Origin of the sequence: Streptomyces sp. NPDC048295 (assembly GCF_040652135.1) — a bacterium.
In the GTDB taxonomy this organism is placed as follows: domain Bacteria; phylum Actinomycetota; class Actinomycetes; order Streptomycetales; family Streptomycetaceae; genus Streptomyces.
The window spans coordinates 26,350-50,903 of record NZ_JBEZLL010000044.1 but is presented as its reverse complement, the minus strand read 5'-3'; the positions used below and the strand labels follow the sequence as shown (position 1 = coordinate 50,903).

The window sequence follows — 24,554 nt, the reverse complement described above, 5'->3', positions numbered from 1 at the left end:
CCACCCCCGCAACTACCTGGCCTTCCTCGGACTCGCCGCCGCACTCTGCTGCTACAAACGACTCGTCCGACTCACCACATAGGACACGGTCTTAGTGCTTCGCCCTCTGGCCTGGCGGTCGGCGGGCCCGCGACACGGATGTGGCACCGTGTCACCCACTACTGGCGATCATGAGGACTCACCAGCCTCCTGACAGGACCCCGGCCGTGGTGGAGATCGTGAGCCGACGCGCTCATTGGGTCATGACGACGCTCGTCCAAGTGCCGACGAAGTCGCCGCCCAGTGCGTATGCCTGTAGACGGGAATAAATCCATCCGGAAGTAAGGGTGTTCTGGGGCGGGTCCGCAATCGCGAGCTCACCACTGGCGAGTGTTCCGTCCGAGCCGCACGACTGGAATCGCACCCGCATCCCCCAGCCGTCCAACTTCCGCACGCGAGTAATGGTGGCTCTCAGCTCGCTGTCGGGCCCGCACCGTACTCCGGGCCCGTAGCCGCTGGAGGATCAGGGCTTGCGTGCGACGGCGCACCACATGGGCAGGGTGTCGTTCGGGGTGTCGGACGGTCCGGGACGCCAGCGGGTCAGGGTGACCACGCCCGGCTCCAGGATCTCCAGGCCGTCGCAGAATCGCCGCACCTCGTGGTGGGTGCGGGGGGTGGCGGAGGCGTGGCTGGCGGCTCGCTGGTTGTAGATCCGCATGGATTCGGCGACCTCAGGAGCGGTGACGTCGACGGCCGGATGGGACAGAACGAGGTGACTGCCCGGGGCGAGGCGGTCCAGCAGCCGGGTGGTGACGTCCCACGGGTCCTCGGCGTCCTTGATGTACTGCAGGATCGCCACCAGCATGAGACCGACCGGCTGGTCCAGGTCCAGGGTGCGGGCAGCCGAGCCGAGAATCGTGTCCACGTCCCTCGCATCCGCCTCCACATAGTCCGTCTGTCCCTCGGGCCCACTGACCAGCAGCGCCCGCGCGTGGGTGAGGACGATCGGGTCGTTGTCGACGTAGACGACACGCGACTCGGGAGCAGCCCGCTGCGCCACCTCGTGGGTGTTCTCGGCCGCAGGAATGCCTGTGCCTATGTCGAGGAACTGGCGGATCCCGACTCCCGCGAGGTGACGTACGGCGCGGCCGAGGAAGGCCCGGTTGGCCTGGACCGACGGCACGATCGTCGGGTTCGCCCGGGAGGCGAGTTCGGCTGCCTCCTGGTCCACCGGGTAGTGGTCCTTACCGCCCAGCCAAGCGTTGTAGACACGGGCGGGATGCGCGCTCGTCGGGGGCGGTGCGGGCAGCGTGGAGTCGTTCATCGTTTGGTCCCTTTCGTGCGGCAAAGCCGTCCCAGTGGCCTTGGTTGGGCCACGGTACCCCTGCGGTGGTCACGACTGCCTCCTCAGGGGCAAGGGCAGCCAGGGCCGCGGCAAGAAGGAACGGCTCTTCCCGCTCATCAATGGCTCCCGCGACCTGCTGGGTCACCGGGCCGCGCCGGGACTTCGACGACAAGGTCAACGACCCTCTTGCCCCGCTGTTTCCCTCGGAACGCAGATACGGTGACGGCTCCAGCAGGACGACGCTCTGCGGACCGGGCTCGCCGAGATGGTCGCCCAGTATTTGCCGCACCAGATCGACCAGCTCACGCCGCACGTGCTGCGGCACTTCGCCCCCTCCGACCTCTACCGCAACGGCATGGACGTCGTTGCCATCCAAGAGATTCTCGGACATGAAGGGCTCAACACGACCGTGATCTACGTGAACCTTCGGGAATTGCATCAGGCGGGCGAGAAGTCGCAGGTCGCGTGGTCACAGCGGGAAACGGAAGCAGTCCGCGGACTCTACGAACTGGCATTCTGGGGAGGGGCATTACCGAGGCTATCACTTCTGATGCATGATCTGCTCTTCAGAAGGGATGGTCTGGAGAGGCGCATCAGCAGAAGGTAGCCCTGGCGGGGTCGGGCTCGTATGAAGCTCGTCTCCGGGGGGTCCAGTTGCGCCCCGAGGACGCGATGTTTGACGCGATGCTGAGGGGTTGGCGGGCTCAGCGGAAGTCGCGAGGTCTGAAGGACGAGACGATCGACCCGCGGGAACGGCTGATCCGCCGTTTCCTCGAGTTCGCGAACGAGTACCCGTGGCTGTGGACACCGGCCCACCTGGACGAGTGGTCGGCCACCCTGACGAGCAGAAGCATCTGGCGCCGTCCACGATCTGCAGCTATCAGGGCACGGTTCGGCTGTTCACCGACCTCCTCATCGACACCCGATATGGCTTGGGTCCGGTATGTGAAGTAGCGTTCGGCACCTTTCCGGTGGCGATCTGCCATGAGTGGAATACGCTCCCTCACCTGCAGGATTAGGCGGGCGATCCGGAGGCGAGGGAAGAGCCGCAGCGGTTCCTCGACTTTGCCGACGACCAGGTCGCACGCGCCGTGAAGGCCAAGCGCAAGGGAGCCCTGATCAGCGGACGGTCCGCGGTGGGGTACCCGCGATTTTGAGGGCGATGAGCATGTTCGGGGACGGCCTGGACGCCGCGGTGCAGAAGGCGTTCAACCGCCCGGCGTCCAAGAGCGCGGGCGTGCAGATGCGGTACCTGGTCAAGCAGATGAAGGGCACGAAGGCAGTCGCCCAGATGCTGCGGATCTCCCAGCGCACCGTCGAGCGGTACGTGAAGGACCGGATCAGGAAGCCCTGCCCGGACCTCGCCGCGCGCCTGGAGCGCGAGGTGAAGAAGCGGTGGTAGCCGCAGATCCGGGCCAAGGCCCGGCAGCGGGCGGCCAGCACCGGCGGCTTCGCCATCGACACCCGCGCCCGCATGAGCGATACCTGCCCGAGAAGCGTGAGCAGGGGACGGGGGTCTTCGAGGCTGGGGATCGTCATGGTGGCACCGGCCGTACGCATTTCTGCCGTACTCGGCCGGCCGGAGCCCACTGCCAGAACTCGCAGACCGTTGTGTAGTGCGGCGGCGACGTCGGCTCGGGATCGCGAAGCCGACCGAGATCCAGGAGACCCTGTTGCCGGGGTTGTACGTGCTCGTGCCGGTGGAGTTCAACTCAGCTGATCCGGCGTGTGATTGTGTCGCTCACCGGTTCGGGAATGCGGCCGATCGCCCGGTGTGTGTTCGGCGGTATCCCTCGGACATGACGGGCGCGGAGTGGGTCGTGGTCCGGTCGCTGCTGCCCGGGCTTGTGATCCGGGCTTGGACAGAGCGGGGCGGCTTGATCACCCGAGGCCTCCCGCCAGGTCCGAGGGAGGCGTACATCTGGCGTGTCAGCGTCCGCCCTGCGTGCTGGTCAGCACCTGCACATTTCCACGGAACGGGGCCGGGGCCGGGGCCGGGGCCGCCGGAACGCGCCGGCGACCCTGCGGGCCGTCTTCCCGCCTGTCTCTGCCTGGATCAGCGGCACAGCGCCGTGTCGACGGCGGCCTCCACCCGCTGGGAGGCTGCACCCGTCGGGGCGGTGGTCACCGCGATGGCGGCGGCACGTCCGCCCTCAGTGACGCCTCCTCGTGTCCGGTATCCCAGGGCGGTTCCGCCGTGACCCCAGTAGACGCCGCCGCATGACACCGGCGTGCTGGTCAGGCCCAGTCCGTAGCGGACGCCGGGGCCGCGTGCCTCTGCGGGGACGGTGGTGCGCATCTGGGCGAGCTGGGCCGGGGGCAGGAGTTCGCCGCTGAGGAGGGCGGTGTAGAAGCGGTTGAGGTCGCTGTTGGTGGACACCAGAGCACCCGCAGCCCACGCCATGGACATGTCCATGGTGGTGTAGTCGATCAGAGGTCCGTCGGCCGCTTCCCGTTCGTAGCCCTTGGGGTGAGGCTCGTGGATGGTTGTCTCTCCCGGCGTGGGGAAGTAGGTGTGGCGCAATCCGATGCGGTCGATGATGCGCCGGTCGATCTCCTCGCCTATGGGGCGGCCGGTGACCTTCTGGATGATCAGGCCCGCGACCAGGTAGTTCGTGTTGCTGTACTCCCACGTCGCACCCGGGGAGAAGTGGGCCTCCTGCTTCAGGGCGCCGTCAAGCAGGTCGCGCGGCTCGAAGTACCGGTACCGGACGGCGGGGAAGTCCGCGAAGACGGGGGATCCCATGTACTCGGGCAGGCCGCTGGTGTGCTGGAGGAGTTGGCGGATGGTGATGTGGCGTCCGTCGATCCCCTCACCGCGCAGCAGGCCGGGCAGATAGGTGTCGACGGGGGCGTCCAGGGCGATCTTCTTCTCGGCGACCAGCTGCAGCGCGAACACGGCCGTGAACGCCTTGGTGTTGCTGCCCGCCCGCACCTGCCCGTCCTTGGGTACCTTCGCCCCGGTCCTGAGGTCGCCGACACCCGCGGTGTAGTTACGCGTCCGGCCCTCGCGGTCCGCGACGCTCGCCGGCGCGGCGGGCATCCGGTCGTCGAGCACCAAGGCGTTCAGGCTCTTCTGAACGGCGTCCGGCCTGGCGGCGGAGGCCGCGGGCGGGAACGGTGCACCGGTGGTCATGACGGCTCCGGTGAGCACGGTCACGGCCGGCAATGCCTTACGGCGGGACACCTTGCGAAAGGGTGGGACGAAACCTCGGCGATACACGTGCGTGCATGGAACCACTCCTGCCGGTAGGGAACAACGTCAGTGGGTCAGTGAGAGGTGGTCGTGGTGCGACGGGCCTGCCGGTGGCTCGGCCTGGTCCTGTGATGGTCGCTGCGCATGAAGGAACGGCCCTCCTCTCATGCTCCCCGCCCGAGGACGGGGAGTATGAGAGAGGCGGGATCTGGTTCCGCTACGTGATTCGAGGAGACCTCCGGCGGCGCAGCAGCCGGCGGGCGGGCAGCATGACAGCTGCCGTGCCCGACAGGAAGACCGTGCCGAGTACGGCCGCGCAGACCGAGGGGGACACCGACAGCGCGGACAGACCGGTCACCGCGCCGCCGAAGGTCAGCAGGGTCACCGCCGCGACCAGGGAGCCGACGGCGGCCCCCGTACCGAGTACGAGGCAGGTCTCCAGCCGCAGCATTGCCAGGACCTGGCCGCGGGTCGCGCCGATGAGCCGGAGCAGAGCCAGTTCACGACGGCGGGACGCGGTGGCGACGGCCAGTGTGGTCACCACGCCGATCAGGGTGAACAGGGAGATCGCCGCGACTGCGAGCAGCCCGGGCAGGCCCTGCTGGCGGGCTTTCTCGGTGAGGGCCGCACTGTACTGCCCCGCGGACGTGGCATGGGTGCCGGGGAAGTGGTCGAGCACCGGTCGCAGGTCGGCTTCTCCCTTCACCAGGAGGTAGTCGTCGTGGCCCGCGTCGGTGACGTGGGCGGCGACCACATCGTGAGGCAGCAGGACATCCCCGAAACCTTGGCCCCGGTTGTAGACGGCTACCACCTCGGGGTGGATCAGGGTGCCGTCGCCGAGCCAGAGGGACACGGTCGAACCGACGTCGGCCGTGCTGCCGACGTTCGAACTGAGCGCGACCGTGTTCTTGCCGCGCAGGTCTTTCAGCGAGCCCGCCTTCACACCTGGGTCCAGGTTCGACAGTGCGCCCTTCATCCCTTGGGTGGGCAGGGACTGGAGCTGGTCCGCGACCGACATCACCACGGTGGTGCGTTTCACTGCGGTCACGGTGTCCGGCCCGGCTGTCTTCTTCACCGCCTGGTACATGGCCCGGGGCACGCCTGGCCCGTTCGAGACGAGGACGTGGTCCGCACGCAAACCCGCGGCTGCCTGCGTCCGGGTGGCGTTGACCGCGGTGGTCTGCACGAACAGCTGGCTGGCGCCGAAGGAGAGGGCGAGCGCGATCGGGGTGATGACCGATGCGAGTCGCACGGCCGCGGCGGTGGCCGTGTCGGTGGCGAGCCGCCCCGGGACCGGGAACAGCAGACGCATGATGGGGCTGAGGACGACGATTCCCGCGCGGGCGATCCAGGGGCCCAGCAGAGCTGCGGCCCAGATCAGGGAGATCACGAGTCCGCCCATGGCCGCGGTCGCCACCTGCCCGCCGAACGCGAACGCGGTGCTGGCCGAACCGAGTCCGACGGCCAGCAACACCAGGCCGGTGACCATGCGCCAGCGCGGTAGCTGGGTCGGTTCGGTGGAGGTCTCGCTCACGGCCTTGGCCGGCCGGATCCCGGAGATGCGTCGTGCCGCGAGCCAGGCGGAACCGACTGCGGTGAGGACCGTGAGGGCCAGGGCGCCGACGACGGGCAACGGTCCCAGAGCGAGCCCCAGCCCCTGGGGCAGGACGCCCTGCTCGGCCATGAAGCGGTGCAGCAGGGTGCCCAGCCCCAGCGACAGCAGACCGCCCAGGAACGAGGCCGGTACGGCGACCTTGAGTGTCTCGCGGACAATCACCCGGCGGACCTGCCGAGGGGTGGCACCGATGGCGCGCAGGACCGCGAGCTCGCGGGTCCGGTCCCGTACGGACATGTCCAGGAGACCCGTCACGATCATCAGCACCACCAGGAGGGCGACACCGCCGATCGACGCACACACGCCGATCAGGTCGAGTCGTGCCGCGGCCACCTCCGGGTTCTCGACGTCGCCACGGTCCGCGCCGGTCGCGACGACGAGACCGGGGGCGGCGGCCCGCAGCGACTGGGCAGACGTCTCCTTCGTGCCGAGCACGACCAGCGCGTCCGCGTGCTCAGGGTGGCCACCGAGGACCTGTGCCGTGCGCTGACCGAACCAGACGTCGTGGCCTGCGGCGGATCGGTCGGCCACGAGGCCGGTGACCCGGTAGGGCTCCGGCACCCTGCCGCCGACCTGGAGGCGGACGGTGTCACCGACGGCCCTGCCGCTGCCGGAGTCCACTGCGACCTCGTGTTCTGCCTGCGGAGCCCGGCCGGCGCGCAATTCGACAGCAGTGAGCGCGGTCGCAGCCCAGCCGCGGCCGGTCCGCACGGCCCCGTCGGCGGTGACCACCGGCAGAGAGACGTCCGCGACCACCTCGGTGACTCCTGGTACTGCGCGCGCCCGGTCCGCCACCGATACCGGTACCCGGGCCCGCTCCACCAGCGGCCTGGCATCGGTCTGGTCGTCCCGGACGGTCTCCACGCGCTGGCTCGCGGCGACGACGGCCACGGCGCGCTCATAGCGGTCGGCCGATCCGTGCGCCCGTAGTGCGGACTCCAGCAGGACCCCGAACGCGCCCGTCAACGCTGCCGCGCACAACAGTGCCGCCGCCACTCCGGCGGCGATCCCGCGCCTCACAGGGTGCCCCAACGAGCCAGGACGGCTGCGGCGGAGGGAGCTGTGAGCTCGTCGACGATGCTGCCGCCGCTCAGGAAAACGACGCTGTCGGCCCAGGCCGCCGCCGTCGGGTCGTGGGTGACCAGTACGACCGTCTGTCCCATCTGGTCGACCGCGTCACGCAGCAGTTTCAGGACGTGCTCGGCCGACTTCGGATCGAGCGCGGCCGTCGGCTCGTCGGCGAAGACGATCTCCGGGCGGGTGACAAGCGCTCGGGCGACCGCCACACGCTGCTGCTGGCCGCCGGACAAACGTGCTGGAAGCCGGTCCAGGTGGTCGGCCATCCCCACCCGGTGGACCACTTCGTCCAGCCAGCGCCTGTCCACCTGACGGTTCCCGAGGGACAGCGGGAGGGTGATGTTGCGCTCGACATCCATCGAGGGCATGAGGTTGTAGCCCTGGAAGACGAACCCGATCCGTTCACGGCGCAGCCGGGTCAACTCCGTCTCGCGGAGCCCGCCCATGTCCAGATCCCCGAGCCGTACCGTTCCGCTGCTGGGCCGGTCGAGGCCGGAGGCGCAGTGCAGGAGGGTGCTCTTGCCCGATCCGGACGGGCCCATGATCGCGGTGAGACTGCCCTTGCGGAACCCCCAGCTGACCCGGTCCAGCGCGGTCACCTCGCCGTAGGACTGGGAGACCTCCTCCAGTGACACGGCGAACGGCGTGGCCAGGGTCGTCGTCATCGGTTGCATGATGGGTCCTTCGGTTCCCTCGATCGGTCAGAACGGGTACCGAAAGTAATCGCGCAAGCCCAGCGGGCGGCAGCGGTCTCTCCCCCGAACCGGGGGTGTAGCGCGCTACACCTGCCAGGTGGAGCGCGCACTTATGACAAGGGAACCCCCGTGAAGTACGGTCTTGCTCCATGGACCTGAAGGCAAGAGCACTCCACAGCCTACGATCCACGAGGTATCTGCTGGGTGGACTCGCCACCGCTCTACCTTCGCTGGTTGGTTACGTTCTGTTGCCGCTCGTCTGCTTCTCGCTGATCTTCGCGCCGATCCTTCCGTGGGCGGTGCAGCCGTTGCGCGCCTTGGCCGATGTCGAACGCCGACGCGCCGAACGCGTTCTCGGCCGCCCCGTACGCCGGCCCTACCCGACGCCCGAAGGCAATGCCTACCAACGGACGCTCCAACTGCTGCGGTTCCCAAGTACCCGCAAGGACGTGGCATGGATGCTGGTTCACGGCGTCGTAGGGCTCGTCCTTCCCGTCCTCGTTCTGGGAGTGCTGCTCAGTCTGCTGCTGACGATCTCCATCCCGCTGTGGTGGTGGACCCTGCCCGGCGGAACCCTCACCCTCCTCGCGGCCCCCCTCACCACCTGGATGCAGGCGATCGTCCTGTCCGCGGTGTGTGCCTGGCTCTTCGCCGCCCTCTTCTTCTGGCTGGCCCCCGCCACGGTGAAGCTGGAGACACGGGTCGCGGAGATCATGCTCGGTACGTGGACCGGCGCCGGCCGGCGGATCGAGGAACTGACCACCTCGCGCGCGGGAGCCCTCCAGGCCCACGAGGCGGAACTCCGACGGATCGAACGCGACCTCCACGACGGCACCCAGGCGCAGCTCGTGGCGGTGGCCATGCGACTGGCCCTGGCCGAGCGCCGGTTCGACAAGGACCCTCAGAGTTCCAGGAGAATGGTGCTCGAGGCCAGGACCACCGTGGACGAAGCACTCGTCCAATTGCGCACCGTCATCCGTGGTATCCACCCGCCGATCCTCTCCGACCGGGGACTGAACGGAGCCATCCGCTCCCTGGCCGCGGGCCGGCCGATCCCCACTACCCTGGACCTGCCCGAGACCGACCGCCGTCCCCCCGCCGCCGTCGAGGCGGCCGCCTACTTCGTCGTCGCCGAGGCGCTGACCAACATCGCCCGGCACAGCGACGCGAGCCGTGCCCAGGTGTCGCTCCGGTACGACGGCCCCATGCTGCGCGTCGTCGTGCGGGACGACGGGTGCGGCGGGGCCGCAGCCGGCTCCGCCGGGGGCAGCGGACTTGCCGGGGTGCGCCGACGGGTCGCCGCCCTGGACGGTACGACGAGGATCGACAGCCCTGTCGGTTCCGGAACGACGATTGAGGTGGTGCTGCCGTGCGGATCGTGATCGCGGAGGACAACGTCCTTCTCCGCGAGGGCCTGATTCTGCTCCTGGAGGACGTCGGGCACGAGATCGTGGCCGTCGTGGGAAGCGGGCCCGAGATTGTCCCCGCCCTGCTGGAACACCGGCCGGACGTCGCCGTCCTGGACGTCCGGCTGCCGCCCGGATTCCGCGACGAGGGGCTGCGTGCCGCCATCGAGGCCCGGAAACTCATTCCCGACCTGCCGCTCCTGGTGCTCTCCCAGTACGTCGAGGAGAGCTACGCCGCTGAACTGCTCGGACAGGGCGCATCGGGGATCGGCTACCTGCTCAAGGACCGTGTGGGACATATCGAGGAATTCCAGGACGCGTTGGAGCGCGTCGCTGCGGGCGGAACGGCGCTGGACCCCGAGGTCGTCTCCCAGCTGATGAGCCGCCGGGACCCGCTCGACGCGCTGTCCCCCCGCGAACGGGAGGTCCTCGGGCTGATGGCGCAGGGCCTGGACAATCCCACGATCGCCACGACCCTGTTCATCACCGAGCGTTCCGTCAGCAAGCACATCGGCAGCATCCTCGCCAAGCTGAACCTGCCGCCGAGTGACAGCGGTCACCGCCGGGTCCTCGCGGTGCTTGCCTACCTGAACGCCTGACCCGCGTCCCGGACGGCCGTCCCGTACGGCCGTCCTGTACGGCGACGTATCCGTCACCGCATGGGTGGGGTGTAGCGGGCTACACCTCAGGTTCGGGGGGACGGTCCGATGTGCCGACCGGGGGCGCGGGGAGAAGGTGGACGACGTAAGAGATCCCACCCCTGCCGCCCATCGGGTCGCCGGGGCGCACAACAGGAGGAACCCCTGATGAAGCCCGTGCTCTGGCTGCTGCTCTTCGTCTCCACGGTGGCGGCGGTCTACGTCAGCACCTTCGCCCACTACACCGGCACCACGAGGGTCCTGGCCGGAGTCGGAACCGGCGTCTTCTTCGTCGGATCGGCGCTGGGGCTGTGGCTGACCAGCAGCAAGAAGTAACCCAGAGCGGCGAGAGCACCTGAGGAGGGGGTGTCCGGCACTGAGCCGGACACCCCCTCCTCACGTGTGACGCGGAAAACGGACACCCCCTCGGGTGGTGTAGTCCGCACCACTCCCGAACGGGGAGTCATCCCTGTCGTTCCGAAAAGACGCCGTTCATAGGCTCATTTGTACGGACACAGGTCCTTCCTTCCCTCGCCTCTATGGAGAAGCAACTGATGCGCTCGCTCACTCGAACCACGCGACGGCACACGGTAATCGCGGTATCTGCAGCCTGCCTGCTCGTTCCCCTGGCGGCCTGCACACCGGGCGACGGACCGCGACCGGCCGCTACCGCCACCTCGACTGTCGGAGCAGCCCCTTACGCTCCGAAGAACGACGGGAAGCGCGACGGACGATTGGACGAGCGGCTGGACCGCGCCACGATCCTGGAACTCCAGGAGGACATGAAGGGCAAGCGGCTGACGTCCAAAGAACTGACCCAGGCATACCTGGACCGGATCCATCGCCTCAACCCCCGCCTCAATGCCGTCGTCACCGTGAACCCAGACGCACTGGACCTTGCACGCAAGAGCGACGAGCTGCGCCGCACCGGTGAAGTGCGGGGACCGCTGGAAGGCATCCCCGTTCTCATCAAGGACAACATCGACACCGCAGACCGCCAGCCCACCACCGCCGGCTCCACGGCCCTGTTGCACTCGAGGCCGGCTCAGGACGCCTTCCTGGTGAAGAAACTGCGCGACGCGGGTGCGGTGATCCTGGGCAAGACCAACATGTCGGAATGGGCCAACTTCAGGTCCCCCGAGCAGACGGCAGGATGGAGTGCCACTGGCGGCCAGACCCGTAACCCCTACGTACTCGACCGGAGCCCCTGCGGATCGTCCAGCGGCTCCGCAGTCGCCGCCGCAGCCGCCCTGGCCGCTGTGACCATCGGCTCCGAGACCGACGGCTCCATCGTGTGCCCCGCGAGCGTCACCTCCACCGTCGGCATCAAGCCCACCCTCGGCATGGTCAGCCGCAGCGGCATGATCCCTATCACCAGCCGCCACGACACCGCCGGCCCGATCGCCCGCAACACGACGGACGCCGCCCTGGCGCTCTGGGCCATCCATGGATCGGACACCGCCGACACGGCTACCTCCGACGCCGACACTGCCCTCCCCTCCGACTACCGCGAGGTGCTCGACCCAAACGCCCTGCGCGGCAAGCGCATCGGCGTATGGCGCAAGGGACACATCGGCATCGACCCGGACGTGGACCGTACCTTCGACGCGGCTGTCCAGCGGCTCCGAGCGCTCGGCGCAACCGTCGTCGAGGGCGCGGACGTGGCCGACTCCAAAGACATGATGCAGAAGGACATGCTTCCCGCCGTGCTGACCGAGTTCAAGCACGACCTCAACGCCTACCTGGCCGCCACCCCAGGCCCCCACCCCAAGAACCTCACCGAACTCATCGCGTTCAACAAGCGGAACTCCACCGTCGAGATGCCGAAGTTCGGCCAGGAACTCTTCGAGATGGCCGACAAGACCGACGGAGATGTCAACGCTCCGGCCTACCGCCAGCACCGCAGCGCCGCGACTCGTCAGGCCCGTCAGGCCATCGACGGCGTTCTCGCCGACCACCGGCTCGATGCCATCGTCACCCCCACCGGAATCCCCGCTCCTACCGTCGAAGCGCTCGACCCCACCCCCTTCGAAAGCTCCACCCGCAACTCCGCAGTGGCCGGCTACCCCCACATCACTGTGCCCGTCGGCTACGCACGGGACACGCTGCCGCTGGGCGTCTCTTTCCTCGGAACGCGCTACAGCGACGCGAAGCTGCTCAGCTACGCGTACGCTTTCGAGAAGGCCAACCCGGTCCGCAAGGCACCCGCCTACCTCTCCACCCTGCCCAGCCGGTCTTAGGTCGTGTCCGGCGAATCAGGACGACTGGAAAATGCTGATCGTTCGTTGAGCGCTCATGGTGCAATGCTGCGCATGGCAACACTTCTCGACAAAGCCCAGATATTCCGATCTCTGCACGTACCGGGCACACCACTGGTCCTGCCCAACGCTTGGGACGCGGCGTCCGCCCGGATAGTGGCGCACGCTGGTGCTTCCGCGATCGCGACCACCAGCGCCGGGGTCGCGTGGTCCCTGGGTCACGGCGACGGCGATCATCTGACCCGCGGCCAGGTACTGGACGCGATCACACGGATCACGGCCGTCGTCGATGTGCCGGTCACCGCCGACATCGAGCGGGGCTACGCGACCGACCCGGCAGGCGTGGCCGAGACCGTACGCGGCGTCCTGGTGGCCGGAGCCGTGGGCATCAACCTGGAGGACACCCTGCGTCCCGTCGCCGAGCAGGCCGAACGGATCGCAGCCGCACGCAGGGCCGCGGACGAGACGGGCGTCCCGTTGTTCATCAACGCCCGCATCGACACGCACCGCCTGCCGCCCGGTGACCGTACAGCCTGGCTGGACGAGACGCTGGCACGCGCCCGCGCGTACGCGGCGGCCGGCGCGGACGGCATCTTCGTTCTTGGCACACTCGATACCGAGGAGGCCAGGACGCTCGTGGGCTCTCAGCACCTGCCGGTGAACCTCCTGGCCGGCCCCGGCGCACTGCCCGTTTCCGAGCTTGCCTCCGCCGGAGTTGCCCGGGTCAGCGCAGGATCTTCCATCGCCGAGGCGGCGTACGGACTGGTCCGGCAAGCAGCCCATGAACTACTGGAGAAGGGCACGACGACATCGTTGGAGGGCGGATTCGACTACGCAACCCTCAACGCCCTGGTCCTGGCCGAACCCGCACATTGAGGACACGGTCAGGAGCGGAGCCACAGTCGGATCGCCGCTACGGTGACCGTTCCGTGGAAGACATAGGCGCGTTTGTCGTAGCGCGTCGCCACCGCCCGAAAGCCCTTGAGTCTGTTGATCACCCTCTCGACCTCGATCGCGGCGCCCATAGGTACCGCGATCGAAGACTGGGGGCGACCGCTGGCTGAGCCGCGAGACAAGCGGTGGCCGATCTGATCCTTCTTCTCCGGGATGCTGTGAGGGATCTGACGTTTGCGCAGATAGACGCGTATACGGCAGCAGCTGTACGCCTTGTCGGACACGCCCTAGCACTCCAGCAGGATTTCGCAGTCCGACCTGCAGGTTTCGCTGGGCGGCTGGAGTGTAGCGGGCTGTGGAGTGGTCAGGGGCGGCTTCACGGAGGCCGCCCCTCGACCGTGCGACAACGCCGCAGGCAAGGACGGCGGGTGGGAATGCCCCCACGTGATCACCGAGCAGGATGCCTAGCAGCGGGAACTTGAGCTGGACGACCTCTTCGTGACATCGGACTTCGCTCTGCATGTGTGACTACGTGCGGGGGCTGCTCGCCCCGGTGGCCCGCAAGAACAGCTGGCAGCTGGCCGAGCAGGCAGGCCAGGCCACCCCCGACAGCCTGCACTCCGGGATCGCCGGTCGCACCGAGAACTGCCGGATCGGCGTGTTCGCCGGCTATGCCACCGACCGCGGCCGGGCCTTGGTCGACCGTGAGCTGTATCTCCCCAAGTCCTGGGCCGAGGACCGCGAACGCTGCCGCGCGGCCAAGGTCCCCGACGATCGGGAGTTCGCCACCAGGGGGGCACAGGCCCGGTGCAAGTGTTGCGTGCTCTCGGCTCGCCGCTGCCCGTCACCCGAGTCACCGCGGATTCCGCCTACGGACAGGAGAGCCGCTTCCGCCGGCTGCGGGAGCAGTCGGGCGTCGGCTACGTGCTGGCAGTGCCCAAGTCCCAGTCCACCATGGGGTGTCCCGCATCGAGGGTCTGTTCGCGCAGGCCCCGGTCGAGGCGTGGGAGAAGGTCTCATGCGGCAACGGCGCGAAGGGACCTCGCGCCTACCACTGGGTGGCGGTGCGACTGCCGACTTCGACCACCAGGGCAAGGTCCCTCACCGGATGCGGTGGGCGCTGGCCCGTCGCAATGTCCGCAAGCCCGACGAGATCGCCTACTACCTTGCCCACGCCCCTTGGGAGACCACCGCCCAGAAGCCGGTGCGGATCGCCGGGACGCGCTGGGCGATCGAGGAGTTCTTCCAGGCCGCGAAGAACGAGTGCGGTCTGGATCAGTACGAAGTCCGTCGTTACCCGGGTTGGTACCGGCACATCACCCCGGCGATACTCGCGCACGCCTTCCTGGCAGCCACGGCACACCGGGCCCGGGAAAAGGGGGCGCAACCGGTGAGGCAGCCGGGGTCATCGAGCTCACAGTGACGGAGGCTCCGCGACTCCTGGCAGCGTATCGTCCCCGGCCCCGCACCTGCGTGGCCGTCAAGGCCGCCACCACGCGGTGAGCTGGTCGCAGTGGCGCCGACGACGCCAAGCAGTCGCCCGCCGCTGTCATTACCTGCGGCGTTGTCGCAAGGTCAGGGGCGGCCTCCGTGAAGCCGCCCCTGACCACTCCACAGCCCGCTACACTCCAGCCGCCCGGCGAAACCTACAGGTCGGACTGCGAACTCCTGCTCCGGATACGCGGCGAGTTTCTCCGGGCAGCGCGACGAAAAACGGCACCGCGACTCACTCGGGCCGCGAGAGGCCAGAGCCCGCACACCGCCGTCCCGCCACGACTGGTGCCACTGGTGGGCCGACTTCCGGCTCACCCGCAGACGCTGCGCCACTTCCGACGGCTTGATCCTCTGCTCGAACGGCCCGGCCGCCTGCATCCGCGCCGTCTCCCGGCGCAGCCGTCCCGCGGCGGTCAGCCTGAAATCCGCATAGCTCACATACCTGCCGATACAGCCATCACACCGAGCCCATCAGGGACTTCGGGAAAGTTCACCCTGATGAGCCGAAGCCAGTAACGCCAGACGTATCCGTCAATGGATATCCCGGCATACGAAGTGCACCTGCCCGACAAGCACCACTTCGGCATCCCGGACTCGGCCCAGACCAGAGCCCCTTCGGTATCCAGCGACTCAAAATCCCCTGGCCCAGTCGCGACAGCTTCCCCTCCAGGTGATGCCATGAACTCTGCTCGGCACCCCTGCCCCGATCGCTGACCCGAACCCACGAATGCGCAGGTCAGCGATCCAGCGCACCTTCGGTGCGCGCCGGGGGCGTGGTAAATCCCGTGGCGCGCTGGGGATGCTTCTGCTGCGCCTGACTTGGTGCTGGTGCTGGTGCTGGTGCTGGTTCGGGATCGTGGCGCTCAGGGCCGTCCACCGGAGGCACGGCCGGCCTCCGGGCCGGGAGTACGTCAGGCAGCCATACGGGCACCACGGCCGAAACCCTGGAGCCGTCCGTTGTCCGGATACGGCAATTACCAGTGACCTCCGACTGCCGGTCGCTCTCCTTGCCTGCTTCATCGCGGCTGGAAGAAACTGGCGCATGTCGGTGGGCGACGGCGGGGAGACGAGCGATGACCACGATAAGAAGCGGCACCATTAAGGGAGAGGACGGACCGCCGCCGAGGGCGGGCGGGAATCGGTCGGTGGGTGCGGCGCTGATCGTTCTGTCCCTGATCGCCGCGCTGAGCTGCCATGCCATCTTCACCGTCTGGCTGCCCGCTGATCGCGCCCTGTACCGGGAGTACAAGCAGGCCGAGGCGTGTCCCACCCGCAGAGTGATACCGACGGCAGAAGACTGCCTGCGGGAGGTCACCTTCACGGTCGAGGGCGCCGAGAAGCACCCCAAGCACCTGCGGGCGACCCTGCTCGGCCCGGAGCCCTTCCCGAGGATGGTCGTGCCGTTCGGCGACCGGGGACCGACGCTGAGCGGGCTTGAGAGGGGGGACCGGGTCACCGGTACCGTGTGGCGCGGCGTCGTCGTGGTGCTCGCCGAGGGGGACGTACGACAGAATTCCGCCGACGCGCCTCGCGATGAACCGCAGATGACAGCAGCCTTCGGCACGTTCGCGGGGCTGCTGGCCGCATTGGCGCTGATGTTCGGTGCGGTGCGTCTGGTCAGGCCGCGCGACCCCGGATTCTTCACCTGGCAGCCGTACGGCAAATGGATGCTCATCGTCACGGGGGCCGGCTGCGCCGTCGTGGGTCTGTCCACCGTTTGGACGGGCCTTCCGTGGTTGCTCGTACCCACGGTCTGCGGGACGGCCGTCGCGGCTACGGCGTGGTTCCTTCACCGGGACCTGCGGCTCGGACGGGTCGGTCGGTAGAACAGTCCGGCGTTGTTGGTTGTGCATTGCGAAAGCGCGCGCAGAGGCGTGGTAGGCCCCGTGGTGTGCGCCGGGGATGCTTCTGTCTGCCCCTGACGTGGGCCGGTGCTGGTTCGGGATTGCGGTGGGGTTCGTTTCGGTCGAAACCGATTGCTCTGTGATTTTGGTGAACTCGCAGGTCAGCGTGGTGCTGGGGGTCGTCCACGGGAACCGTGGAGTGTTGCTGAGAGCACGTGCGTCAGAATTCCTGATTCACCCTGGCACTCCTGGAACGGCGTACTACTCGTCCGTTGAGGGAGGGATCGGGAAGTGGACGTACTGTACAAACGCTGCGAAGCGGACCAACCGCCGTGATCACCACCGCGTTCCAGGGCCACTACCGCCGCATCGTCGACATGTCCCAGACCTGAACCACTTGTGTGGGGTCTCAAAACTCGCGGCACAATCTCACGACCTTGGCATCGAACCTGGCAGCGAACAGAGAAGCCGCAGCTATTGCCGGGACCCGGACCGGCGAGTCCGGCCACGGGCACCAGGCGGCCGGGCCGGGAGAAACCGCGGCCGTCGACGGCACCGGCCGCCGTTGCACACGTACGGGTGCTCAACCACGCGCGCCCCTCGTCAGGAACTCGTAGCCTTGGTCCATGGCGGAAGCCACATCCGACAGCGGGCCGGACAACACCCACCACAAGGGAGACGCCGCCGGGCGAACCTCTTCCGGCGGATCGGCGCCCGCACCGCCCACTGCCGAGAACGGCGCCGGAGACATCCGACTCCCCACATGGGCCAAGGCCCTCGGCTGGTTCGGTGTCGCCGGGCTGATCTACCTGCTGATCTGTGCCGTGAGCATCATCAGTCGCGGTTTCGCGGGGCTGGGCAGCGACGCTGCGCACGCCATGTTCGCCTTCGCCGTAAACCCGTGGGTCGGGCTGAGCGTCGGCGTTCTCGGTACGGTCCTCATCCAGTCGTCGACCACGACGACGGCCATCGCAGTCACCGCCGTGGGGTCGGGTGTGCTGCCCATCCAGGGTGCAATCCCTATCATTCTGGGTGCGAACGTCGGCACCACCGTGACGACGAGCCTGGTCGCGCTCACCTTCATCGGCGACCGCGCGAAGTTCCGCAGGGCGCTGGGCGCCTCGACCGTCCACGACTTCTACAACTGGCTCGCGCTGCTGATCTTCTTTCCCATCGAGCTGATCTGGCATCCGCTGCAGCACATCAGTGGGGCGTTGACCCATGCGCTGTACGGCACCGACTGGCTGCCGAACCCGGCCCACTTCAACTTCATCCGGGCAGCCACAGGGCCGGTGGAACACGCGGTGATCCACGTGACCTCTCACATCAGCAGCACACTCGGCCCGCTGTTCACCATCGTGATCGGCGCCGCGCTGATCCTGGTCGCCGTCCGCTACCTGGGAAAGCTGCTCAAACTGCTGATGGTCGGCAGGGCTCGCGACGTCCTGATCAAGGCCGTCGGCCGCAACCCCTACCTGGCCATGGCGTCAGGCATGGGGGTGACCGTCGTCACCCAGTCCTCGACCATCACCACGTCCGTGCTGGTCCCCTTTGCCGGTACAGGCATCCTCACACCGGCGCAGGTGTATCCCGTCGTCGTCGGCTCCAACCTCGGCACCACGTTCACAGTGGTCTTCGCGGCGTTCGCGGGCGTCGGGCAGGACGCGAAGATCGGACTGCAGGCAGCCTTCGTGCATCTGGTCTACAACCTCTTCGCGATCGTCGGGATCTACGTGATTCCGCTGCTGCGCCCCCTGCCGCTGTTCTGCGCCGAGAACCTCGCACTCATCGCTTCCAAACACCGCTGGGTCCTTGCCGTCTACCTCGGCGCCGTCTTCATCGCACTGCCTGCCCTGGTCATCGTGCTGGTGGGCGTGGTCTGAGCACGGCGTCCACGGCGTCCGCCGACGGGACACGTCAGAGCTCGGTGCCTCAGGGTGACCCGCCCTCCCGGACGAGCAGCCTGCGCCCCCACCCGGTCCGGACCGCTTCCCGCCCGCCGGGCCGACGATCGCTACACCCTCGCCCCGGCACGAAATGCCGTGGGCGGCGACCGGCGAGGAGCCGGAACGGACCGCCACGCCCGAGGGCGGGGGCACGCAACCGCACCGGCCGCCGCCGGCGGTTCCGGCTCGCCAACCTCGTCTCCACGACCGGCTCCGAGATGGCCCCGCTCGCGCTGGCCTACGCTGTGACCGGGCCGGGCGGCGGAGCAGGCTCCCTCGGTGTCGTCCTGGCCACGAACTCCGTGCCGGCCACCGTCGTCATCCCGGAGGGCGGGGTGCTCGCGGACGGTTCTCGCGCATCCGGAACCTGTTCCTCAGCAACCTCCTGGTCGCGCTCGCGCAAGGAGTCCTCGGTGGCCACGCATCACGCCACAACCGCCTCAGTCGCCGCGAGCGGTTTCGTGTCCGGAGACGCCGCGGCCTTCACGGCACCGGCCGCGGTGGGCGTGTGCCGTCGCCGGCCGCGGCAATGTGGCCGTCCAGGGGCAGGTCCATGCTGTAGATCAGTTTCCGCATGCCCCAGCCTTCCGTCCGTGAGTGTCGGTGCGTCCGCATTCGGGAGGGTCCTGGAGCACGGGCCCGCCTCGCGGGACGACGGGAGAAGTTGCCGACGCACCTGCCGGGACGTGGGCGACGCGATCAACGCCGGAGACGACGGGGAAGGCGAGGGCGCGGGGGAGCGCCCCCCTCCACACCCTATTGACCAGGTGCACAGCCGGATTCCGCCCGGTCCGTCGGATGGAAAGCAACCCGTGCCCGGCTCCGCAGGTGCGGCCCTTGAGCAGGCGGGGCGGCAGCCGGGCGGTCCCGGTGTCCCAGAACACGGCCCTCAGCACGTAGTCGGCGCGATCGGCGGCGCACCTTCGGCCGCGTCGTCTGGCTGACGGATCGCCTTGCCTGGCGGGGGAGTTGACCGGAGGTCGAGTAGACGGCCGCACTGGCTGAACGCTCCGCCCGGCACCGCGTGCGCGCCCCCGCGTATCGGGGAGCGCTCCTGGCGAGCAGTGGTCCCCGGCGCTGACTTGGATGCTGCTGGCAGAGTCGGCTCGGACCGGAGGAGGGACACGAGTGGACGCTGGCACAGGCTGGTTACCAGTGCGCGGGGCCGTCCGGAGAGCTTCAGCACGGGATACCGGAACCGGATGAGCATCGCCGGACGCCGTGCACCGGAGCGGCCGGACGAGCACGTCCTGGTCTCCGGTACCACACTGCGCTTCGCCGTACTCGTGGTGCTGATCCTGGTGAGCAGCGCCTGGATGAGCCTCCTGCTCCTCGCCGCGGGACACACCCCGTCCGGCAGCACACCGATCGGGGGCCCCAGCGGATGCGAGCTTGCCGCGGGGGGAGACCCCGGCCGGATCGGTGGTCCCGTCCCCCAGGAGGACACCAGCGCCTATCGCACCTGCATCGACAAGGTCTCCTCCCTCTCGGACCCTTCCCCGTGGCTGTCCGTGGTGTGGCCGCTCCTCGTCGTGGCAGTGGCCGCCGTACTCATGTGGGTGATACCCGCGTGGAAGGCACGACGAAGCCGGGTCGTCCCGCTGGAGACGGTCGATCCCGAGGGGGAGATCCACGCGGTTCTGCGTCAACTCGCCACGGTGGCCGGACTTGACCGCCTGCCGCGCGTGATCGTCGACCCTGCGGCGGTGTCAGGCAGTGCGGTGGTCTTCGGCAGCAACCGCCGGCCGACCATCCGCCTGCACGGCGGGCTCCTCGTCCGCCGGCACACCGACCCGGAACGCTTCCGAGCCGTGGTCCTCCACGAGTACGCCCACATCCGCAACGGTGACATCACTCTCACCTACCTCACCGTGGCCTTGTGGAGAGCGTTCCTCGGCCTAGTGCTGCTGCCCTACCTCGCGGTCCTCCTCACCCTCACAGTATGGGCGGCGCTGTTCTTCATCGGAGTGCGTGCGCCCTTGGACCCCGAAGTGATGCGAGGGCTCGGCGGCAACTTCCCCATCGTCCTGGTGAAGCTGCTCGCCACACCGGCGATCCTCGCGGTACTGGTCCATCTCTCGCGCGCGGATGTCCTGCGCACCCGGGAGACGTACGCCGGCCTCGCTGCGGTCCGCTGGGGGGCCGACCCGCGCATCTGGGCCGGCGCGGCCCACCTCGCTACGTCCGACAGCGGGTCCCGGCGATCTCGCCGCGCGTTGCTGACCTTCCGGGAGGCATGGCGCACCCACCCACGGGACGAGCTGCGGCAGGAGTCTTTGTCCGATCCCACCCCGCTCTACGCCGCCAGGGCCCTGCCGATGTTCCTCACCGGTGTCCTCGCCCCACTTCTCGACTTCCAACTGTCGCTGTACGGTGCGGCGTTCCACCTCAGGTGGCTTGGCAACGGCGCATGGGCCCTGCCGGCGGTGCTCGTCGCAGGCGTCGCCGGGACTGCGCTGTGGCGGGCGGCGGTCGACGCCGTCTTCACCGGGCGGCGACCGCACTCGGGGGCACGGGCCGGGCTGTGGCTCGGGACAGGCATGGCCGCCGGCGAACTGGCCGGGCACCGGGCAGGGCTGGACTCACTGCTTTTCGCCTTTACCCCGACACTGCTGCTACCGGTCTGCGCAGGCGCGTTCTTCGGCTGGTGGACCACCCAGTGCGCCCGTTTGTGGTCCAGAACGTGGCCGGGAACCACCCTCCGCCCCGTGCTGATCCTAGGAGCTCTCGTCGGGAGCGTCCTCCTTTCCGCCTGGTTCGCCTGGTGGCAGGGGTACGGAGTGACGTTCGTCGACGACCTGCCTCAATCGGCGCTGGAGATGCGGGAGTCGCTGACGAACGGGGCGGCCCCCGCCGAGGTCGCACAACAGGACGGCATCATCACAGCGATATCCACGCTGTGGCCACCGATGACCTCGTTCACGACCTGGCCGCTCACCCTGGTGTCGGTCGCGCTGCTGTGGCTGACACCGCTCGCGGCCTGGGCGGTTCGCTTCGCCGGGACTCAGCAGTTCGACCGAAGCGTTGGCGCGGCGACACGGAACTGCGGCAACTGGGGGAATGGGCATGGGGAACGAAGAGGTCGCGCCAGTCGCGTGAGCGGTAGCCGGAGCCGTTGTCGGTCAGTACGCGTTCGACGGCGATCCCTCAGGAGGTGAAGAACGCCTGGGCCCTGGTCCAGGACGCGCCGGCGGTCTCCTTCTTCTCGTCGGTGAGGATCTCGCTGTGGGTGAGGCGGGAGTGGTTGTGGACGGCGGTGTGGAGGTAGCTGTAGCCGACGTTCTTGGGGCCTGCTTGTCCGGCCGAGGGCTTTGTGGCCGCCGCTGTCGGGGATGTTGCCGCGTTTCTTGATGTCGACATGCGCCAGTTCGCCACGGCTGTCTCGCTCGTAGCGGCGGAGGACCCGGTCCGTGTACCGGTCCAGATACGTGAGGCGGGCAAGCCGGTAGCGGGTCAGGACGCGGTGGACGGTGGCGGGCGCCAGTCGCAGCAGGTGGGCGATGCGGGCCGGACCCCACCGCCGCAGAACGACCTTGGTGATCCGTCGCTCGGTGCGGGTGGGGGTCTGGCGCGGGCTGCGGTGCGGGGGTCTGGCGCGGGCTGCGGTGCGGGCGACTCGAACGGTCGGTCATGCCGGCCTCACGGAGGAGACGGTATCGGTACGCCCAGCGTTGGGCCATGGTCGGGGAGACCCGGAAGTGTTCGGCGGCCCGGCGCAGAGGCCGGCCGTCCTCTACCACGCAGACGGCCGGTCTCGGTCAGGGGTGCATTACGGTGGGGCACGAGGGCCTTTCGGTCGGTGTAGACGTCGCAATCCACACCGAACCCGGAAGGCCCTCACCTGTTCTAGATCCCTCAGCCGAGATCTCACTCACCCCGTCCACAACCTCCCGGGACAGAACACCTAGGGCACTACGACAGTCAGCGATGTGCTGGTCAGTTGGAAACCGAGCTTCTCGTAAACGCGGCGGGCCGGATTCGCATCGCTCACGACGAGCGAGACATCGGCCAGCCCGTCGGCCGCGGCATCGCTCAGCACTCGACGCAGCAGATTGGCGCCAAGGCCCGCGTAGAGCGCTTCGGGTCGGCGGAACACGTCCGCGATCCACGGCAGGCCGTCGCGATCGGTGAGGATCGCCCCGGCGACCACGCGGTTCGTCTCGTCCACCACCAAGGCGCTGCACGGAAGCACCGGCCCGAGGACGGATCCCGCCAGCATCGGCGCCAGTCTCTCGTTGAGCGCTTCTTCGTCGCTGCCGGAGTGATGGTCGGGATGGTCGGCATGAAAGGCGGCTCGCCACGCCGGGAACACCGCATCGGCATCGAGCTTGCAAGGGACTGCCCGAAGTCCGTTGCCCAGGACTCGTGATGACCAGTCGCCCGGTGGCGGACATGCGACCAGGTCTCTCCGCATTTCATGGGCATGTCGCATCACCCGGGCTCCACGGCCCAGCAGTTGCTCGCCGAGCTCCACGGATCCCGAGACCGCCCATCCGGACATGCCGGCGATGATGGTGTCCACGGGGTAGGGGCCGACCACTTCGGCCAGGTCTGCCCATGGGTGCCCTTCCCGAACACCCTCCAGATAAGTCAGTACCGGCACACCCTGCCCGTTGGTCAGGGTCTGGCGCTGCTCGTCGTTCTCAGTCAATTTCATCCTTGATAGATCACTTGTGCCTCAGCGCAGGCATTCTGCAGTTCCGCATCCGGTGTCACAACTGAATTTCCACAGTTCAGGATGTTTCATACGGCGGCTCGACGGTTGCCGACCCATGTGCACCGGCCCTCGGTCACAGGAGGTCGGCGGCTGGCCGTGCCCGGGTATCGGACCGACTGGCGCGCTGCCTCCTGACGGATCCTCCCGTCGCGGTGGCGGAGGGCAAGTGTGAGCCAAGACTCGCCGAGCCGAGTCAGGTCTGCGGGCAGGGAGGCGGAGTGCTCCCACCCCGGCAGGAACTGCGGGCGGTAGCAGACCACCTCACGCACTGCTGCGTCCAGCGCGAGCCTGTCACCGGGGTTGGCGACATCAAGCGTGCTAGGAAGCGGCACACCTCCCGCGAGCCGCGTCGCTGCCGGGCATTGTCCACCGAGCGGAACCCACGATGCTCTGCATCCAGTGGCGGCGCACGGCATCGAGTGGACGCCACCGTGGTGCGCACCATCCGACGATACCCGGCACCCTCGCGCGTCCGGTGTACCGCACCCGATGTCCCGCGCGGCACCCGGTGCGCGTACTGCCGACCGACCCCTTGACCTGAAGCGTGATTGAGGTCTTAGCGTGCCGCCTACTTGACACCTAACGATGGGAAACATGCCTGTGATCCTCGTGACCGGAGCCACCGGAAACATTGGCAATGCCCTGCTGAAGGAGTTGCACGCACACGGTGTCGGGCCATTGAGAGGGCTCACGCGTGATGCCGCACGGGCCGTCTTCCCCGACGGGGTCGAGGCCGTGCAAGGCGACTTCGTGGAACCGGCTTCGTTGAAGCCCGCATTGGAAGGGGTGCGCTCGTTGTTTCTCGTGTCGCGTCTGGGCTCAGACGCCGGCATACTCGAAGCCGCCCGGCAGGCGGGTGCGGATCACGTGGTGCTGGTGTCGTCCATCACCGTCCAGACCCACCCGCACCTCGGCCCCGCCCGTGAGAACCTGGCGGTGGAGCAACTGCTCAAGGCAAGCGGCATGGCCTGGACGATCCTACGTCCGACACAGTTCGCCTCGAACGCTCTGATGTGGGCGGCTTCCATCCGTGGCCACGAGACCATCCGTGCTCCGTACGCCGAGACCGCGCTCCCGACCATCCACCCCGCGGACATCGCGTCGGTGGCTCGGGTGGCTCTGACCGAACCCGGCCACCAGGGACGCACGTATGCCTTGACCGGTCCAGAGGCGGTGACCGCCCGACAACAGGTCGAGGCCATCGCAGCAGCACTGGGTCGGGACGTTCCCTTCGCCGAGATCAGCCGCCGGCAGGCTCGCGCGCAGATGGCCGCGGTCTTCGGGACCGAGGCCGCGGACGCGGTGCTCGACGTCACGGGTGGAGACGTGAACGATGAGCTGCTGATGGTGCGCGACACGGTTTCACAGATCACTGGAACGCCGGCCCGCCCGTTCCAGCAGTGGGCTTCAGAGAACGCCAGTGCCTTCCGATGAATCACCCGGGCTCGAG

Annotated in this window: 18 protein-coding genes and 6 pseudogenes; 15 read left to right on the top strand and 9 right to left on the bottom strand. The window is 68.4% G+C overall.

Features of this window, described 5'->3' with window-relative positions:
• Window positions 1–502: 502 nt before the first annotated feature.
• Window positions 503–1,303: an SAM-dependent methyltransferase gene (locus tag AB0D53_RS39220; RefSeq protein ID WP_362454143.1), complete on the bottom strand. Its 801-nt coding sequence runs from the start codon at window positions 1,301–1,303 to the stop codon at window positions 503–505.
• Between the two features lie 286 nt (window positions 1,304–1,589).
• On the opposite strand from AB0D53_RS39220, the gene AB0D53_RS39215 reads away from it, so the two are divergent.
• From AB0D53_RS39215 to AB0D53_RS39205, 3 genes and pseudogenes are all read left to right on the top strand, one after another.
• Complete coding sequence (locus AB0D53_RS39215; protein WP_362454142.1) at window positions 1,590–1,931, top strand: tyrosine-type recombinase/integrase; 342 nt, start codon at window positions 1,590–1,592, stop codon at window positions 1,929–1,931.
• Between the two features lie 187 nt (window positions 1,932–2,118).
• Window positions 2,119–2,343 (top strand): hypothetical protein, encoded by a 225-nt coding sequence (locus AB0D53_RS39210; protein ID WP_362454141.1) that lies wholly within the window; start codon window positions 2,119–2,121, stop codon window positions 2,341–2,343.
• A gap of 143 nt (window positions 2,344–2,486) precedes the next feature.
• Window positions 2,487–2,801, top strand: a pseudogene (locus AB0D53_RS39205) (XRE family transcriptional regulator); the annotation flags it as partial.
• A gap of 579 nt (window positions 2,802–3,380) precedes the next feature.
• Here the strand turns inward: AB0D53_RS39205 and AB0D53_RS39200 are convergent.
• The 3 genes from AB0D53_RS39200 to AB0D53_RS39190 form a co-directional block, all read right to left on the bottom strand.
• Window positions 3,381–4,460, bottom strand: coding sequence for a serine hydrolase domain-containing protein (locus AB0D53_RS39200; RefSeq protein ID WP_362454140.1), 1,080 nt, complete (start codon window positions 4,458–4,460; stop codon window positions 3,381–3,383).
• A gap of 277 nt (window positions 4,461–4,737) precedes the next feature.
• The gene (locus tag AB0D53_RS39195; RefSeq protein WP_362454139.1) at window positions 4,738–7,155 is read right to left on the bottom strand and encodes an ABC transporter permease; all 2,418 of its coding nucleotides are present in this window, start codon (window positions 7,153–7,155) and stop codon (window positions 4,738–4,740) included.
• Window positions 7,152–7,877 carry an ABC transporter ATP-binding protein gene (locus AB0D53_RS39190; protein ID WP_362454138.1) on the bottom strand — a complete coding sequence of 242 codons (726 nt, stop codon included), beginning with the start codon at window positions 7,875–7,877 and terminating at the stop codon, window positions 7,152–7,154. Before AB0D53_RS39190 ends, AB0D53_RS39195 begins: the two co-directional genes overlap by 4 nt.
• A 179-nt stretch (window positions 7,878–8,056) precedes the next feature.
• On the opposite strand from AB0D53_RS39190, the gene AB0D53_RS39185 reads away from it, so the two are divergent.
• The 5 genes from AB0D53_RS39185 (at window position 8,057) to AB0D53_RS39165 (ending at window position 13,085) form a co-directional block, all read left to right on the top strand.
• Window positions 8,057–9,289, top strand: coding sequence for a sensor domain-containing protein (locus AB0D53_RS39185; RefSeq protein WP_362454137.1), 1,233 nt, complete (start codon window positions 8,057–8,059; stop codon window positions 9,287–9,289).
• The gene (locus AB0D53_RS39180; protein WP_362454136.1) at window positions 9,277–9,912 is read left to right on the top strand and encodes a response regulator transcription factor; all 636 of its coding nucleotides are present in this window, start codon (window positions 9,277–9,279) and stop codon (window positions 9,910–9,912) included. Before AB0D53_RS39185 ends, AB0D53_RS39180 begins: the two co-directional genes overlap by 13 nt.
• A gap of 207 nt (window positions 9,913–10,119) precedes the next feature.
• The gene (locus AB0D53_RS39175; RefSeq protein ID WP_362454135.1) at window positions 10,120–10,287 is read left to right on the top strand and encodes a hypothetical protein; all 168 of its coding nucleotides are present in this window, start codon (window positions 10,120–10,122) and stop codon (window positions 10,285–10,287) included.
• A gap of 398 nt (window positions 10,288–10,685) precedes the next feature.
• On the top strand, window positions 10,686–12,191 hold the full coding sequence (locus AB0D53_RS39170; protein ID WP_362454134.1) for an amidase: 1,506 nt from the start codon (window positions 10,686–10,688) through the stop codon (window positions 12,189–12,191).
• 63 nt (window positions 12,192–12,254) lie between these two features.
• Window positions 12,255–13,085, top strand: a complete 831-nt coding sequence (locus AB0D53_RS39165; protein ID WP_362454133.1) for an isocitrate lyase/phosphoenolpyruvate mutase family protein — start codon at window positions 12,255–12,257, stop codon at window positions 13,083–13,085.
• 8 nt (window positions 13,086–13,093) lie between these two features.
• On the opposite strand, the pseudogene AB0D53_RS39160 reads toward AB0D53_RS39165, so the two are convergent.
• Window positions 13,094–13,226 (bottom strand): annotated as a pseudogene (locus tag AB0D53_RS39160) (IS5/IS1182 family transposase); the annotation flags it as partial.
• Between the two features lie 406 nt (window positions 13,227–13,632).
• Here AB0D53_RS39160 and AB0D53_RS39155 point away from each other — a divergent pair.
• The 3 genes and pseudogenes from AB0D53_RS39155 to AB0D53_RS39145 all read left to right on the top strand — a co-directional run.
• A pseudogene (locus AB0D53_RS39155) lies at window positions 13,633–13,875 on the top strand (transposase); the annotation flags it as partial.
• A 35-nt stretch (window positions 13,876–13,910) separates the two neighbouring features.
• Window positions 13,911–14,078, top strand: a pseudogene (locus tag AB0D53_RS39150) (IS701 family transposase); the annotation flags it as partial.
• A gap of 43 nt (window positions 14,079–14,121) precedes the next feature.
• Complete coding sequence (locus AB0D53_RS39145; RefSeq protein ID WP_362454146.1) at window positions 14,122–14,526, top strand: hypothetical protein; 405 nt, start codon at window positions 14,122–14,124, stop codon at window positions 14,524–14,526.
• Window positions 14,527–14,678: 152 nt separating this feature from the next.
• Here the strand turns inward: AB0D53_RS39145 and AB0D53_RS39140 are convergent, their stop codons facing one another.
• Window positions 14,679–15,035: a helix-turn-helix domain-containing protein gene (locus tag AB0D53_RS39140; RefSeq protein ID WP_362454132.1), complete on the bottom strand. Its 357-nt coding sequence runs from the start codon at window positions 15,033–15,035 to the stop codon at window positions 14,679–14,681.
• 635 nt (window positions 15,036–15,670) lie between these two features.
• On the opposite strand from AB0D53_RS39140, the gene AB0D53_RS39135 reads away from it, so the two are divergent.
• Together AB0D53_RS39135 and AB0D53_RS39130 are read left to right on the top strand one after the other, a co-directional pair.
• Window positions 15,671–16,423, top strand: coding sequence for a hypothetical protein (locus AB0D53_RS39135; RefSeq protein WP_362454131.1), 753 nt, complete (start codon window positions 15,671–15,673; stop codon window positions 16,421–16,423).
• 644 nt (window positions 16,424–17,067) lie between these two features.
• Window positions 17,068–18,324 carry a Na/Pi symporter gene (locus AB0D53_RS39130; RefSeq protein ID WP_362454130.1) on the top strand — a complete coding sequence of 419 codons (1,257 nt, stop codon included), beginning with the start codon at window positions 17,068–17,070 and terminating at the stop codon, window positions 18,322–18,324.
• Between the two features lie 890 nt (window positions 18,325–19,214).
• On the opposite strand, the pseudogene AB0D53_RS39125 reads toward AB0D53_RS39130, so the two are convergent.
• Window positions 19,215–19,328, bottom strand: a pseudogene (locus tag AB0D53_RS39125) (site-specific integrase); the annotation flags it as partial.
• A gap of 261 nt (window positions 19,329–19,589) precedes the next feature.
• Here AB0D53_RS39125 and AB0D53_RS39120 point away from each other — a divergent pair.
• Window positions 19,590–21,545: a M48 family metalloprotease gene (locus AB0D53_RS39120; protein ID WP_362454129.1), complete on the top strand. Its 1,956-nt coding sequence runs from the start codon at window positions 19,590–19,592 to the stop codon at window positions 21,543–21,545.
• Here AB0D53_RS39120 and AB0D53_RS39115 read toward each other — a convergent pair.
• Window positions 21,538–22,170: pseudogene (locus AB0D53_RS39115) on the bottom strand (leucine zipper domain-containing protein); the annotation flags it as partial. The gene AB0D53_RS39120 and the pseudogene AB0D53_RS39115 sit on opposite strands and share 8 nt — an antisense overlap.
• Window positions 22,171–22,291: 121 nt before the next feature.
• Window positions 22,292–23,044, bottom strand: coding sequence for a GNAT family N-acetyltransferase (locus tag AB0D53_RS39110; RefSeq protein ID WP_362454128.1), 753 nt, complete (start codon window positions 23,042–23,044; stop codon window positions 22,292–22,294).
• Window positions 23,045–23,704: 660 nt separating this feature from the next.
• Between AB0D53_RS39110 and AB0D53_RS39105 the strand changes: the two genes are divergently transcribed.
• Window positions 23,705–24,538 (top strand): NAD(P)H-binding protein, encoded by an 834-nt coding sequence (locus AB0D53_RS39105; RefSeq protein ID WP_362454145.1) that lies wholly within the window; start codon window positions 23,705–23,707, stop codon window positions 24,536–24,538.
• Window positions 24,539–24,554: the final 16 nt, after the last annotated feature.